This window comes from Cutibacterium sp. LaCa_89 (assembly GCF_058177555.1).
In genome coordinates this window covers 1,127,666-1,141,672 of the sequence record NZ_CP190889.1, presented here as the reverse complement: position 1 = coordinate 1,141,672, position 14,007 = coordinate 1,127,666, and the positions used below count along the sequence as shown (strand labels likewise).

Below are 14,007 nucleotides of genomic sequence, written 5' to 3'. Positions count from 1 at the left end.
TCCACCTCGGTGTACCTCAGTGGCGCAACGACGAGAAACTTTAACGAACTCTCCTCCCACTTTGCAAATCAGGACGAAATACCTTGCCGTGGGGGTGTCCTTCGAGCGACTCTCATGAGGTTCCCGATCCACCACCCGGCCAAGGCAATGGCCAGGAATCCGCCGATGTCCCAGGCCGCGTCGACCCAACCCATCGAGGTCATGCCGCGAGCCTGCGACACCCCTCCCAGAAAGACCGCATAGCCGAAGGCAAAGAGGTTGTTGACGACGTGGGCAGCAACCCCGGCCTCCAAGCCACCGGTGACGATGACGAGCCATCCAGCGAGTAATCCGAAGGCGAGTCTGTCGGCGAAGAGCCAGGCGTTCTGGGTGCCGTGCATCAAGGCAAAGATGAGGGCGGAACCGACGACCGAGAGCCATCGACCCGCTTTCTCAGGCAGGTTCAAGGCCAGTCCGGAGATGACGTTCATGAGATATCCCCGGAAGAACATCTCCTCGGCAAGGGCCTGCAAGGGCGATGTGATGATGATCGCCAACAGCCACACCCACCAGTACCGGGGAACGGTGTAATGGGCGTCTGCACCCCCGCGTACCAGCAGCTGGGTCAGGTTGAGCACGACGACGGCAACCAGAGCCACCAGCAGGCCGAAACGCCATCGAATGTCTGGTTGGACTGATGCCACCCACCGAGGCGCGCGATGGTTGAGATACCGCGCCAGCACCAACACCACGACGATGAGGCTTGCCAGCGCCAGATGGGTGGCGATGAGGCCTCCGACGGTGTGATAGCCAGCTGCTCGCTTGTAGTAGGCACTGAACCCTTCCCCGTCGTTGCGCTCGAAGAGGAAACCGATCCCCAGGAAGGCGTACAGCAGCCCGGGGACGATGATCGCGTACCCCAGAAAAAGCCCAATGAGACCGAGCAGACCGGGGCCCGGTCCAGCCGAGGAATCGACGAGGACCCGGGTGTAGTCCGCTCGCGGCTCAGGGTCGGTCACCGTCGAGCGGCGGGACACGGCACGAGTCGCCATCAAACCTCCACGACGGTATTGGCCAGGGTACCGATCCCCTCGATCTCGACCTCGACGCGCTGGCCGGGTTCCATGGGCCCAACTCCCGCAGGAGTTCCGGTGAGGAGGACGTCGCCGGGCAACAGGGTCATGCAGGACGAAACGTAGGAGATGAGTTTGGGAATGGTGTGGATCATCTGGCCGGTGTTGCCGTGCTGGACCTCCTCGCCGTCCAGACGAGTGACGATCTGTCGGTGTGAGGCCTCGGCGATGGAGAAGTGGGTGACCATCCATGGACCGAGTGGGCAGAAGGTGTCCGCCCCCTTGGCACGCACCCAGTGGCCGTCGGAGTTCTGCATGTCGCGAGCGGTGACGTCGTTGGCCGCGGTGAACCCGAAGATGACTTCCTGGGCCCTTTCCTCGGGGACGTCCTTGCAGATGCGACCGATGACGATGGCCAGCTCCCCCTCGTAGTGCAGGTTCGAGGATGCGGCCGGCCGGACGATGGCCTCGTCAGGTCCGATGACCGAGGTGTTGGGCTTGAGGAAGAGCAGAGGCCGGGATGGGACTTCATTACCCAGCTCACTGGCATGTTCGGTGTAGTTACGGCCGATTCCGATGATCTTGGAGCGCGGAATCACCGGAGACAGCAACCGGACGTCAGCGAGGTCGTGACGAGCACCGGTGTACTGAACCGGAGCCGCCACTGGGTCTCCAGTGATGCCGGCGATGGTGTCGGGATGGTCTCCGTGATCGGCGGCGAGTTCAACGATCCCGAAGGCGGGGTCGGAACCAGCTGTGACAAACCGGGCAATACGCATGGGTCCAAGAGTAATGGCGACACGCGACACAACGGGGGCATCCACGCACCGAGAACCCGCTGGTCCTGCCATACTTTCCGGCATGATCACCACCTACTCCGTCCTCGACCTCATCCGCGCCAAGCGCGGAGGTCAGACCCTCGACTCCGATCAGATCCGTTGGCTCATTCGCGCGTACACCGATGGTGTCGTCGCCGATGAACAGATGTCCGCCATGGCCATGGCGGTGTTCTTCCAGGGTCTGGACGACGAGGAGCTCTCGACCTGGACAACGGCGATGATCGAGTCCGGCGAGCGAATGAGCTTCAAGGGGCTGTCTCGTCCCACCGTCGACAAGCACTCCACCGGTGGTGTCGGTGACAAGATAACCCTGCCTTTGGCTCCCCTCGTCGCTGCCTGCGGTGCAGCCGTTCCCCAGCTGTCCGGCCGCGGCCTGGGCCACACCGGCGGCACCCTCGACAAGATGGAGGCAATTCCCGGGTGGCGGGCGGACCTCTCCCACGACGAGATGGTTGCCCAGCTCGACACTGTCGGCGCCGTCATCTGCGCTGCCGGGCCCGGGCTTGCCCCCGCGGACAAGAAGCTCTATGCCTTGCGTGACGTCACCGGCACCGTCGAGTCAATCCCCCTCATCGCCTCCTCGATCATGAGCAAGAAGATCGCCGAGGGCACCGACAGCCTTGTCCTCGACGTCAAGACGGGCTCGGGAGCTTTTATGAAGACTGAGGAGGACGCCCGCGAGCTGGCACGTCGTCTCGTCGGCCTGGGCGAGTCCGCCGGCGTGCGCACCACCGCCCTGCTGACCAGGATGGACGTCCCGCTGGGTTATGCCTGCGGTAACGGCATCGAGGTGGCCGAGTCCCTCGAGGTGCTGTCCGGCGGCGGACCTGCCGACGTCGTCGACCTCACCGTCGCGCTGGCCCGCCAGATGGTCAAGGCCGCTGGGCTGGATGGCACTGACCCGGCCGACGTCCTTGCCAGCGGCAAGGCCATGGACGTCTGGCGCGACATGGTCCGTGCCCAGGGCGGCGACCCCGATGCTCCGCTGCCGGTGGCTCACCATTCCCAGGACGTCATCGCCTCCGAAGCTGGCATCGTCACCGGAATCGACGCGATGTCCGTCGGCCTGGCCGCCTGGCGTCTGGGAGCGGGACGAGCTCGCAAGGAGGATCCGGTGCAGGCTGCCGCCGGCGTCATGTTGCGCGTTCGCCCGGGTGATCGGGTCGTCGCTGGCCAGCCGCTGGCAACCCTGCTCACCGATACCGCCGACACCATCTCGCGCGCCGAGGACGCCTTGATCGACGCCTTCACCGTCGGGAAGTCCTTCCAGCCCCGCACCATCGTCGTCGACACCATTACGGCCTGAGCGGATCGCACCTAGGGCATCTGACGACGACTGGGGCCGGTCCACTTCTGGTGAACCGGCCCCAGTGCCGTCAGGACAGGTGTCGTCAGGACAGTTTTGACGTTGTGCCGGTCAACAGACTCGCTTGAGCCACCCATGAGTGTCCTCGGCACGACCGAACTGGATGTCAAGGAGACGACGACGAATCTCCATCGTGGTCTTTCCGGTCGGCTCGGCGACCGTCACCTCGTCGTCGCCGTCGAGGAAGGATCCGATCGGGGTGACGACCGCAGCGGTACCGCAGGCGAAGACCTCCGGGAACTCGCCCGAGCGCACTCCGTCAAGCATCTCGTCGATGCCGAGCTTGCGCTCCACCGGCTCCAGGCCGAGATCCGGGGCCACCTCGAGGATGGACCGACGGGTGATACCGCGCAGGATCGTGCCCGTCAGCTCCGGGGTGATGAGCTGGCCGTCCTTGCTGACGGCCATGAAGTTCATGCCGCCGAGCTCCTCGATCCAGCGGTGCTCGACCGCGTCGACGAAGAGCACCTGGGCGCAGCCGCGGGCCTGAGCCTCGATCTGGGAGCGCAGCGAGGCAGCGTAGTTGCCACCGCACTTCGCCTCGCCTGTGCCGCCGGGAGCAGTACGGGCCTGCTGGCGCTCGACGAGGATGCGCACTGGCTTCACTCCCCCGACGAAGTAGGCGCCCACCGGTGAGCCGATCACGGAGAACAGCACCGTCGTCGCTGGAGCGACGCCGAGGAAATCCTGGTTGGCAATCATGAACGGACGCAGGTAGAGGGACTTCTCGCCGTCCTCCCCGGGATCAGGAACCCAGCGGGCGTCGACCTCGGCCAACCGCACACAGGCGTTGACGAAGTCATCAATCGGCAACTTGGGCAGGGCAAGGCGCTCAGCCGACAGGGCGAAACGCTCACCGTTCTGGTCGGGACGGAAAAGCCATACGGACCCGTCGGCGTGACGGTAGGCCTTGAGGCCCTCGAAAATCTCCTGGGCGTAATGGAGAACAGCACCACCAGGATTGATGTCCAGACCACGGTAATTGACCACGGCGTCGTCTCCCCAGCCGTCACCGGCCTGCCAGGTGGCAAGGGCCATGTGGTCGATGAAAACCTCACCAAATCGGGGAGTGGCATGTTCCAGCGCGATCCGCTCGTCGGAGGACCACGTCAGATCATCAGCAGAAGCAAAGCGCAAACTCATGGCCACACGCTACACCGAGGGAGAACCCTCTGTTCCAATTCGTGAAATCGCATGATCACATCGTGGACCATCCAGGTAGGGTTTCGACCATGACGAACGACGTGATGCAGCTCGCCGTCATCGGTGGCGACGGAATCGGCCCCGAGGTCACCGAGCAGGCTCTCCACGTGTTGGAGCGGACGATCGGGACCGAGACCTTCACCACCCATGAGTACCACCTCGGCGCCGAGCACTGGAAGACCACCGGGGAGGTCCTCAATGACTCCACCCTGGTCGAGATCTCGAAGGCAGATGCCATCGTGCTGGGAGCCGTCGGTGCCACTCCCGGCTCGACCGAGGTCCCCTCAGGACTCCTGGAACGAGGTCTGCTGCTCAAACTTCGGTTCGCCCTTGACCATGGTGTCAATCTGCGGCCCTCGACCTGGTACCCCGGCACCGCCACTCCGTTGGCTCCCGAGATCACCGAGGCCGGACCCATCGACTTCATCGTCTGCCGAGAAGGTACCGAAGGTCTCTACTGTGGCAATGGCGGATCAGTGCGGACCGGAACCTCCCACGAGATTGCCACCGAGGTGAGCATCAACACTGCCTTCGGGGTTGAGAGGGTCGTTCGCGACGCCTTCTCGCGAGCAGCTGCCCGTCGTGGCCACCTCACCCTCGTCCACAAGCACAATGTTCTCGTCAACGCCGGTTCGCTGTGGCGTCGAATTGTCGACGAGGTCTCCGTGGAATTCCCCCAGGTGACGACCGACTACATGCACGTCGATGCCGTGACGATCGCTCTGGTCAAGGAGCCACAGCATTTCGACGTCATCGTCACCGACAACCTCTTCGGAGACATCATCACCGACCTCGCAGGAGCGGTGACCGGTGGCATCGGCCTGGCCCCCAGCGCAAACATCAACACCTCTGGTGAGTACCCGTCGATGTTCGAGCCGGTGCACGGTTCGGCTCCTGACATCGCTGGAACCGGTAAGGCTGATCCCACCGCCGCGATTCTCTCGATGGCCTTGCTCCTGGACCATCTCGATCACGCCGACGACGCTGAACGCATCCGCAAGGCTGTTGCGGCCGACATCGCTGCCAGGGCGTCGGGGCCATCCCGTACCACCAGCGAGATCGGGCGAGGCATCGCCGAGCGTCTCTAAGCCGCAACGAGAACCCTGACCCGACAGGACCGGGGCTTCCTGTGTCCAGTTGTCGGCCACCACCGTCCAGAAGGATGTGCCCTCCTGGCACAATGTCCCCGTGCTATCCATTCCCGAGATTCCCGAACCGGTGACGAAGGCCCTCCACAATGCGCTGGAGATGGGCTATTTCACCACCACCCGTAATGAGACCGGCCGTTTCATGGCCACCTTGGCTGCGGGAGTGCACGGCTCCATCGGGGAATGCGAGACAGGATCCGGTGCCGGAGCTGCCTGGCTGCGTCTGGGGGCCCGCAAGCGCACCAAGGTCATCAGCTACGAGCCTGATCCGACGGTGTGCGCCCGTGCCCGCGAGGTCTTGGCTGACCTCGACATTGACATCATCGAGGGCACCTGGGACGACCTGTTGGAACGCGGACCCTTCGGTCTTCTCTCCGTCCCGATTCGAGTGGCTCGGGTACGTGAGGTCGACGACATCCTCAAGGCTGTCGCCGTCGGCGGTTTGGTCGTCATCGACGACATGCCCCCCAGCCACGGATTCCCCCCGCGCGACATCAATGGCATCGTCGACACCACCAGGCTGGCGTGGCTCACCCACCCGAAGGTCCATGCCACCGAGATTCAGCTCGCCTCCGACATGGCGGCCATCGTCGCCTGCCGCCTGTCCCCGCGCGGCTGAGCAACCGCTCGTCATACCTCCTGCACACAGCCCGAGGGCCCGTGGTTGTCCACGGGCCCTCGGCAGTTGTCAGCAACCTCGAGCTCAGCGAGCAGCGCTGCCCTCGGTGTAGCCCTCGTCGGTGGCGGCCAGCCAGGAGTACATCTTGCGAAGCTCCTTGCCAGTGGCCTCGATCGGGTGCTTGGCCTCCTCCTCACGCAGCTTCCTGAACTCCGGAGCACCGGCGTCCTGGTCGTCGATGAATCGCTTGGCGAAGGCGCCGGTCTGGATGTCATCCAGGACGGCCTTCATGTTCTCCTTGACATGGTCGTCGACGACCCGCGGACCAGAGACGTAGTCGCCGTACTCAGCCGTGTCGGAGATCGACCAACGCTGCTTGGAGATGCCGCCCTCGATGATGAGGTCGACGATCATCTTCATCTCATGGCAGACCTCGAAGTAGGCCATCTCCGGCTGGTAACCGGCATTGACGAGGGTCTCGAAACCAGCCTGGATGAGATGGGACAGGCCACCACACAACACGGCCTGCTCACCGAAGAGGTCGGTCTCGGTCTCCTCACGGAAGCTGGTCTCAATGCCGCCGGCGCGCAGACCGCCGAGGGCCTTGGCGTAGGACTTGGTCAGGGCCCAGGCCATGCCAGAAGCATCCTTCTCGACACAGACAAGCACCGGGACACCGCGGCCGTCAGCGTATTCACGACGCACGATGTGACCGGGGCCCTTCGGGGCGACCATGCAGACATCGACGCCCTCGGGGGCCTCGACGTAGCCGAAGTGGACGTTGAAGCCATGGGCGAAGAAGAGGGCGTCGCCGTCCTTGAGGTGCGGGGCGATCTGCTCGGCGTACAGCTGACGCTGGTTCTGATCGGGGGCCAGGACCATGATCACGTCGGCCTCCTCACACGCTTCCTCGATGGGCAGCACGCGCAGACCCTGAGCCTCAGCCTTGGCGATCGACGAGGAACCCTCGCGCAGACCGACCCGCACGTCAACGCCGGAGTCACGCAGGTTGAGGGCGTGGGCATGTCCCTGGGAGCCGTAACCAATGACGGCAACCTGACGGTTCTGGATGATGGACAGGTCGGCGTCGTCGTCGTAGTAGATCTTTGCCATGGTGTGTTGTCTCCTTGTTGTGTTTCGGCCTTCTTGTATTTCGGTTCGAGGAATTCCTGGTCACCCAGAGCGTTTTGCCCCGAGAGCGGCGGCACCACGGTTGAGGGCCACCTGTCCGGACTGAACGAGTTCGATGATTCCGAACGGCTCCAGCATCTGCAGCAATGCGTCCAGCTTCTCACGTCCCCCGGTCGCCTCGATCGTCAGTGACTCCAATGAGACGTCGACGGTCTTGCCCCGGAACAGTTCGACGGTGTCGATGATCTTGGAGCGATTCTCGACGTTGGAGCACACCTTGACGAGGATGAGCTCACGGGTGACCGCACCGGGATCCAACTCGACAATCTTGTGAACCTCGATGAGTTTGTTGAGCTGCTTGACGATCTGCTCGAGGGCCTGGGCGGAGACGACGCTCACCCCGATCGTCATCCGGGACTCGCTGGGATCATCGGTCGGCGAAACGGTCAGGGACTCGATGTTGTATCCCCGGCGGGCGAACAGGCCCGACACCCGGGTCAGCACGCCCGGACGGTTCGTCACCAACACCGACAGCACGTGTCTGGTCATCTCAGTTCTCCTCGGTTCTGTCGTCCGCTGTCGTCCGCATCGTCCTCGTCATCGACGGGTGTGATCTCATCCCCGGCGTTTCCCCAGTCGGGAGCCATGTCGCGAGCGATCTTGATGTCGTCGTTGCTGGTCCCGGCGGCCACCATCGGCCACACCATGGCGTCAGTGTGGACGACGAACTCCACGACCACCGGACGGTCGTTGATCTCGTTGGCAGTCTTGATCGTTTCGTCGACCTTGTCTGGATCGGTCACGCGGAAGGCCGCACAGCCCATCGCCTCGGCGAGCTTGACGAAGTCCGGCAGACGGTCGGAGTGCAGGTCAGTGTGGGAGAACCTGGAGTCGAAGAAGAGGTTCTGCCACTGACGCACCATGCCGAGCACGTTGTTGTTGATGATGGCGATCTTGACCGGTGCACCGTTGAGTGCGGCCGTGACGAGTTCCTGGTTGGTCATCTGGAAGCAGCCATCACCGTCAATACCCCACACGGTGGCATCAGGACGCCCGACCTTGGCACCCAAGGCTGCCGGGACGCAGTACCCCATCGTTCCGGCGCCGCCGGAGGTCAACCAGGAGCGTGGCTTGTCGTGCGGCAGGAAGTGGGAGGCCCACATCTGGTGCTGGCCCACACCTGTCACGAACACGCTGTCCTCGGGTGCCAGGGCGCCGATGCGCTGGATGACCTGTTGCGGGGAGATCTCGCCCTCGGGCACCTCTTCCCACGACGGCGCGTAGATCTCCTTCATCCGCTGCAGCTGACGCACCCAGTTGAAGATATCGGGCAGTTCCTTGCCCTCCAGGGACTCCGCCAGGCGCAACAGGGTCAGCCTTGCGTCCCCGACAATCGGGACATCGGCATGACGATTCTTGCCGATCTCAGCCGGATCGATGTCGGCGTGGATGACCTTGGCGCCGGGACCGAAGGTGTCGAGACGCCCGGTGACACGGTCGTCGAACCGAGTACCGACGGCGATGAGGAGATCGGCGCGCTGCAACGCCCCGACGGCAGCCACCGAGCCGTGCATGCCGGGCATGCCGAGGGCCAACGGATGTGTGGCCGGTAAGACGTCGCGGGCCATCAAGGTGGTTGCGACCGGGATGCTCGTCATGTCGACCAACCGAGCCAGTTCGCCCGCACCCTCGGCCTTGGCGACGCCGCCACCGATGTAGAGCACCGGACGACGAGCGGCACGGATGAGGTCGGTCGCCTCCTTGATCTGCCTGCTGTGGGGACGAGTCGTCGGCTTGTAGCCAGGCAGGTCGAACTGCTTGGGCCACGTGAACGGGACGACCGAGGTCTGGGCGTCCTTGGTGATGTCGATCAGGACCGGGCCGGGTCGTCCGGTCGACGCGATGTGGAAGGCCTCGGCCATCGCCAACGGGATGTCCTCGGCACGGGTGATGAGGAAGTTGTGCTTGGTGATCGGCATCGTGATGCCGCGTATGTCGGCCTCCTGGAAACCGTCAGTTCCGATGAGGGTGGTACCGACCTGACCAGTGACGGCCACCAGTGGCACCGAATCCAGGTAGGCGTCGTAGAGCGGGGTGACGAGGTTGGTCGCGCCTGGCCCCGAGGTCGCCATGCACACACCCACCTTTCCGGTGGCGACTGCGTACCCCTCTGCGGCATGGCCAGCTCCCTGTTCATGGCGCACCAGGATGTGCCGCACCCTCGCGGAATCCATCAGCGGATCATAGGTTGGCATGATCGCACCACCGGGAAGTCCGAAGACAACCTCGGCACCGAGCTTCTCGAGGCTCTCGATGACGATCTGTGCGCCAGTCATCATCTGTTGATGCCGGGATTTCTCGGTCATGCCATCCTCCATCCGTGGTTGCGAAACGGTGCCCTTCATTGGTGCTGCCAAGATCCTGGACAAGAAAAAACCCTCGCTGCCGAGGTGGCACACGAGGGAGCGTCCTATCCGAGGATGAGGACGCTAACCAATAACGAGAAGCTGGCCGTTCATGCCTTTGAGCTTCGTGCATGAGCGGCCAGCCGTCAACCAATTCGGACAAACGTCCCATATTGTGGACTATCTTCTGTTCGGCTCTCCGGTCACCATGGCAGCAACCTCCTCGACCGGGCGTCGCGGCATGGTCGAACGAATGGCATTGATCCCGGGCTCGCGGTCATACCGCGGAACGACATGGACGTGAAGATGATGGACGCTCTGACCAGCGACTTCACCCGCGTTGGAGACGATGTTGACCCCGGATGCTCCCAGCGAATCGACGAGACGCCGAGCCACCTTCGTCACCATCGGGCTGATACGAGCCAACTCCCCGTCATCGTCGAGAACGCTCGTGACATGCTTCCGCGGGATGACGAGGGTGTGGCCATCCTGGAAGGGCTCGATGTCGAGGAATGCGACCGAGATGTCGTCGGAATCAACGATCGTCGCAGGGATGTCCCCCGCAGCAATTGAGCAGAAAAGGCAGTCCATGAATCATGACTACCACAACAGCTCTCCCTGATGACGATGTTCGCTCAGCGGACCTCGAAACCGGCCTCGCGCAAGCCGTCCTTGACCTGGGCAATCGTCAGGGTGCGGTAGTGAAACACCGATGCAGCCAGGACGGCGTCGGCACCGGCTCGCACCGCCTCGACGAAGTCAGACACCTTGCCGGCCCCGCCCGAGGCGATGAGTGGGACGTCGACTGCCCGGCGTACCGCCTCGATCATCTCGATGTCGAAACCATCCGTGGTGCCGTCAGCGTCCATGGAGTTGAGCAGGACCTCTCCGGCTCCTCGGTCGACGGCTTGACGCGCCCACTCAACGGCATCAAGACCGGCCGAACGGCTTCCACCGTGGGTGGTCACCCCGAATCCGGAGGGCTGGTCTGGTTCCCGTCGTGCGTCGACCGACAGCACGATGACCTGGTTGCCGAATCGGTCGGCGACCTCGTCGATGATCCCCGGGTTGGCGATGGCTCCGGTGTTGATCCCCACCTTGTCGGCACCCGAGCGCAGCAGGACGTCGACGTCGTCAACCCCGCGTACCCCGCCGCCCACCGTGAGGGGCACGAAAACCGTCTCGGCGCAGCGGGTCACCACCTCGCGGGTGGTGGCTCGTCCCTCGCTTGAGGCGGAGATGTCAAGGAAGGTCACCTCGTCAGCACCCAGGCGTCCGTACTCAGCCGCCAATTCCACCGGATCACCGGCGTCGCGCAGACCGACGAAGTTGACGCCCTTGACGACTCGTCCGTCTTTGACGTCGAGACACGGGATGACACGCACAGCCACAGCCATGGCCACAGGCTACCGGGCGTGGCCCCTTGGCCCAGGGGGTGAGCAGGTGCCGTCGAGGGTGAGCGGCGGTCTCACTCCTCCTCGCGGTCCATGGTGACGACCCCGCGCTGCATGGTACCGACCACCTGACGGCAGGTGTGGGCAAGCTCCTCAGAGACTCCGGCATGAGCGATCTGGCCCGCGAGATCACAGACCTGGCGCACCCGGCGCACGAAGTCACCGGCACTCATGTCATCGAGCACCGTTTCCAACCCGGCCCCAGCAGCCCAGGCATAGGCCATCTCCGCGAATCCGATGTCGAGATCGCGAGGACGCTCGATACGGTGATCGCGCTCCAGCAGGCCGATTTCGGCTCGCACGGCTCGGAGCTGGGATTCCGCCGACTCGCTGCCATGGTCGGGCATGCGGTGCAGGTGGCCACGATCACCAGGACGAGATTCGTGGACGATGGTTGACAACACCGCGGCCAGCTGGGGGTAGTCCAGTTTGTCGAAGACACCACGCCGAATGGCCTCGGCCGTCACGAGGTCGAGTTCGGAGTAGATCCCCGACAACATTCGGCCGGCGTCGGTGACGTCCTGGCCCCCTTCACCGAGGTATCCCAGTGCCTCCAGGACGAGCACGATCCGCTCGAACTGGGTAGCGATCGACGTGGCTTTGGCCCGCGCTTTCGCCAACTCTCGCTCGCTGCGACGCGACAGCCTCATGGTACGCTCGGCAAAGCGAGCGTGGGATTCCCGATCCGGGCAGGAATGGCAGGGATGCTGCCTCATCCGAGCCCTCAGCTCACGGATGCGCTCGGCCAGTTCCGCGTCCACCTCGGGACGTTTCGGTTGGATGACCGGCTGCCCCAGACCGTCAAGGACTCGATCGAGGGCCTTACCCAGGGATCGACGATCGGCCTGATTTCCTGGGTGAAAATGGCGCGGAACCGTGACCCCGGCAACCCGCTTGACGGGGGCGTCGACGTCCTCATGACCAAGGCGAATCACGGTGCGGCCCGGGGTCATGACAAGTGGATGCGGACGCTTACCCCGTTTTCCGTGAGTACCGGGGTCGACGACGACAACCCACCCGGCGTACGGACCGGACGGCACCGCGATGACGTCACCCGAGTCGAGACGGGACAGGGAATCGGCGACCTGGCTGGGCCGTTCCCCCTTGCGCAGCCGCGCCTGCTCATGCTCCAGCTCGCCGATCTCCTCACGCATGCGGGCGTACTCCGCGAAATCGCCGTGCTCGCAGTGGGCCGCTTTCAGGTAGGCGTCGATCTCGGACTGGGTCTTACGGCTCCGTACTGCCGAACCACCCAGCCTGCGATCGGTCTGGAACTGGGCGAAGGAGTGTTCCAGCAAGTCACGGGCCTTCTCGCGTCCCATCGATCCGACGAGGTTGACGGCCATGTTGTAGGTCGGGACGAAGGCCGAGTTGAGCGGATACGTCCGTCGCGACGCCAAACCGGCCACCGCACGGGGATCCATCCCGGCTTGCCAGCACACCACCGCATGTCCCTGGGTGTCGATGCCGCGGCGTCCGGCACGACCGGTGAGCTGGGTGTAATCGCCCGGTGTGATGTCGGCATGGGTCTGTCCGTTGTACTTGACGAGCTTTTCCAGCACGACGGTGCGAGCAGGCATGTTGATACCCAGAGCCAGCGTCTCCGTGGCGATGACGACCTTGAGGAGCCCTGCGACAAACCCTTCCTCGACGATGGCCTTGAGCACCGGCAGCAGTCCTGCGTGGTGAGCGGCGATACCGCGCTCGAAGGCCGCCACGAAGTGGTTCCAGCCCACCGCTCGACGCTCCTCGTCTGTCAATCCCTCGCCGTGGCGCTCAGCGATCCGGCGCAGTTGGCGGGCCTCCCGCTGGCTCGTGAGGACCAGGTCGGTGTTGAGTAATTGGCTGACGGCGGCGTCACATCCGGCCCGGGAGAACACGAAGATGATGGCGGGCAGCAGATTGGCCCTCTGGAGGGACCGCACGACCTGAATGCGACTGGGTTGGTTACGAGGACCGCGCGGCTTGTCACGTCCGCCTCGTCCTCGACGCTGGGCGGAGGCTCCGCCGAACCGGCCACTGCCATAGGAGACATTGCGTTTCCCCTTGCCAGAGCGGCCTCGGGGACGACGGGAGTCGTCCCGCTGGAATCTGGACTCCTCCTTGGCGATGGAGATCAGCTCCGGATTGACGTCGGTGAGACGCCTGTCGCCAAAGAGATCATGGAGTCGCCGTCCAACGGCCACGTGCTGGGTCAACGGGACGGGGCGACGCTCGGAGACGACGACACGAACGTCCCCGCGCACCTCGTCCAGCCACTCCCCGAATTCCTCCGCGTTGGACACGGTCGCCGAGAGTCCGACGATCTTGACCTGCGGGTCCAGACCGAGGATGACTTCCTCCCAGACCGGGCCACGGAAACGATCAGCCAGGTAGTGCACCTCGTCGAGCACGACCCAACCCAGGGTGTCGAGGGTGTGGGAGTTGCGGTAGATCATATTCCGCAACACCTCAGTCGTCATGACGACAACGGGAGCTTCCGAGTTGATGGTGACGTCACCAGTCAACAGACCCACCTGGTCCTCACCGTGACGAGCCACCAGATCATGGAACTTCTGGTTGGACAGCGCCTTGATGGGGGTGGTGTAGAAGCACTTCAGACCTGAGGCCAGAGCCAAGTCAGTGGCGTACTCGCCCACCACCGTCTTACCGGCCCCCGTCGGCGCGGCGACCAGGACCCCGGCACCGTCGTCGAGATCCTGACAAGCCGTCACCTGGTAGTCGTCAGGTTCGAAGGACAGCCCTGCGATGAACCGGTCAAGAGTCTCGCTCATGCCTCCAACCTAGCGG

The 14,007-nt window shown here is 64.0% G+C and carries 12 protein-coding genes; 3 read left to right on the top strand and 9 right to left on the bottom strand.

Translation table 11 applies throughout. The features are described from left to right. Positions 1–68: 68 nt before the first annotated feature. Together ACP8LP_RS05300 and ACP8LP_RS05295 are read right to left on the bottom strand one after the other, a co-directional pair. The gene (locus ACP8LP_RS05300) at positions 69–1,031 is read right to left on the bottom strand and encodes a CPBP family intramembrane glutamic endopeptidase (RefSeq protein ID WP_484483320.1); all 963 of its coding nucleotides are present in this window, start codon (positions 1,029–1,031) and stop codon (positions 69–71) included. Then, complete coding sequence (locus tag ACP8LP_RS05295; protein WP_063279474.1) at positions 1,031–1,831, bottom strand: fumarylacetoacetate hydrolase family protein; 801 nt, start codon at positions 1,829–1,831, stop codon at positions 1,031–1,033. Before ACP8LP_RS05295 ends, ACP8LP_RS05300 begins: the two co-directional genes overlap by 1 nt. Before the next feature lie 82 nt (positions 1,832–1,913). On the opposite strand from ACP8LP_RS05295, the gene ACP8LP_RS05290 reads away from it, so the two are divergent. Next, complete coding sequence (locus ACP8LP_RS05290; RefSeq protein ID WP_016667802.1) at positions 1,914–3,197, top strand: thymidine phosphorylase; 1,284 nt, start codon at positions 1,914–1,916, stop codon at positions 3,195–3,197. 111 nt (positions 3,198–3,308) lie between these two features. Here ACP8LP_RS05290 and ACP8LP_RS05285 read toward each other — a convergent pair whose 3' ends face one another. Beyond that, positions 3,309–4,400: a branched-chain amino acid aminotransferase gene (locus ACP8LP_RS05285; protein WP_016667803.1), complete on the bottom strand. Its 1,092-nt coding sequence runs from the start codon at positions 4,398–4,400 to the stop codon at positions 3,309–3,311. Positions 4,401–4,489: 89 nt separating this feature from the next. Here ACP8LP_RS05285 and ACP8LP_RS05280 point away from each other — a divergent pair, with 89 nt between their 5' ends. Together ACP8LP_RS05280 and ACP8LP_RS05275 are read left to right on the top strand one after the other, a co-directional pair. Beyond that, on the top strand, positions 4,490–5,548 hold the full coding sequence (locus ACP8LP_RS05280; protein ID WP_063279475.1) for a 3-isopropylmalate dehydrogenase: 1,059 nt from the start codon (positions 4,490–4,492) through the stop codon (positions 5,546–5,548). A 100-nt stretch (positions 5,549–5,648) separates the two neighbouring features. Further along, positions 5,649–6,227, top strand: coding sequence for an O-methyltransferase (locus tag ACP8LP_RS05275; protein ID WP_036976641.1), 579 nt, complete (start codon positions 5,649–5,651; stop codon positions 6,225–6,227). An 84-nt stretch (positions 6,228–6,311) separates the two neighbouring features. Here the strand turns inward: ACP8LP_RS05275 and ilvC are convergent, their stop codons facing one another. From ilvC to ACP8LP_RS05245, 6 genes are all read right to left on the bottom strand, one after another. Next, the gene (gene ilvC / locus ACP8LP_RS05270) at positions 6,312–7,340 is read right to left on the bottom strand and encodes a ketol-acid reductoisomerase (RefSeq protein ID WP_016667806.1); all 1,029 of its coding nucleotides are present in this window, start codon (positions 7,338–7,340) and stop codon (positions 6,312–6,314) included. Between the two features lie 60 nt (positions 7,341–7,400). Continuing rightward, the gene (ilvN, locus tag ACP8LP_RS05265) at positions 7,401–7,907 is read right to left on the bottom strand and encodes an acetolactate synthase small subunit (protein WP_484483319.1); all 507 of its coding nucleotides are present in this window, start codon (positions 7,905–7,907) and stop codon (positions 7,401–7,403) included. After that, the gene (locus ACP8LP_RS05260; protein ID WP_484483358.1) at positions 7,904–9,736 is read right to left on the bottom strand and encodes an acetolactate synthase large subunit; all 1,833 of its coding nucleotides are present in this window, start codon (positions 9,734–9,736) and stop codon (positions 7,904–7,906) included. The genes ilvN and ACP8LP_RS05260 overlap by 4 nt, the downstream gene beginning before the upstream one ends. Before the next feature lie 207 nt (positions 9,737–9,943). Then, positions 9,944–10,354, bottom strand: coding sequence for an HIT family protein (locus tag ACP8LP_RS05255; protein ID WP_016667808.1), 411 nt, complete (start codon positions 10,352–10,354; stop codon positions 9,944–9,946). Between the two features lie 44 nt (positions 10,355–10,398). Further along, positions 10,399–11,160 carry an imidazole glycerol phosphate synthase subunit HisF gene (gene hisF, locus ACP8LP_RS05250; protein WP_016667809.1) on the bottom strand — a complete coding sequence of 254 codons (762 nt, stop codon included), beginning with the start codon at positions 11,158–11,160 and terminating at the stop codon, positions 10,399–10,401. A gap of 71 nt (positions 11,161–11,231) precedes the next feature. After that, complete coding sequence (locus tag ACP8LP_RS05245; protein WP_484483318.1) at positions 11,232–13,991, bottom strand: DEAD/DEAH box helicase; 2,760 nt, start codon at positions 13,989–13,991, stop codon at positions 11,232–11,234. Between the last annotated feature and the right edge of the window lie 16 nt (positions 13,992–14,007).

What these genes read in the sequence shown, in the direction of transcription:
- ACP8LP_RS05285 (WP_016667803.1), bottom strand. Translation starts at nt 4,400, where the DNA reads ATGAGTTTGCGCTTTGCTTCTGCTGATGATCTGACGTGGTCCTCCGAC.
- ACP8LP_RS05255 (WP_016667808.1), bottom strand. Translation starts at nt 10,354, where the DNA reads ATGGACTGCCTTTTCTGCTCAATTGCTGCGGGGGACATCCCTGCGACG.
- ACP8LP_RS05260 (WP_484483358.1), bottom strand. Translation starts at nt 9,736, where the DNA reads ATGGAGGATGGCATGACCGAGAAATCCCGGCATCAACAGATGATGACT.
- ACP8LP_RS05295 (WP_063279474.1), bottom strand. Translation starts at nt 1,831, where the DNA reads ATGCGTATTGCCCGGTTTGTCACAGCTGGTTCCGACCCCGCCTTCGGG.
- ACP8LP_RS05290 (WP_016667802.1), top strand. Translation starts at nt 1,914, where the DNA reads ATGATCACCACCTACTCCGTCCTCGACCTCATCCGCGCCAAGCGCGGA.
- ACP8LP_RS05300 (WP_484483320.1), bottom strand. Translation starts at nt 1,031, where the DNA reads ATGGCGACTCGTGCCGTGTCCCGCCGCTCGACGGTGACCGACCCTGAG.
- ACP8LP_RS05280 (WP_063279475.1), top strand. Translation starts at nt 4,490, where the DNA reads ATGACGAACGACGTGATGCAGCTCGCCGTCATCGGTGGCGACGGAATC.
- ilvC (WP_016667806.1), bottom strand. Translation starts at nt 7,340, where the DNA reads ATGGCAAAGATCTACTACGACGACGACGCCGACCTGTCCATCATCCAG.
- hisF (WP_016667809.1), bottom strand. Translation starts at nt 11,160, where the DNA reads ATGGCTGTGGCTGTGCGTGTCATCCCGTGTCTCGACGTCAAAGACGGA.
- ilvN (WP_484483319.1), bottom strand. Translation starts at nt 7,907, where the DNA reads ATGACCAGACACGTGCTGTCGGTGTTGGTGACGAACCGTCCGGGCGTG.
- ACP8LP_RS05245 (WP_484483318.1), bottom strand. Translation starts at nt 13,991, where the DNA reads ATGAGCGAGACTCTTGACCGGTTCATCGCAGGGCTGTCCTTCGAACCT.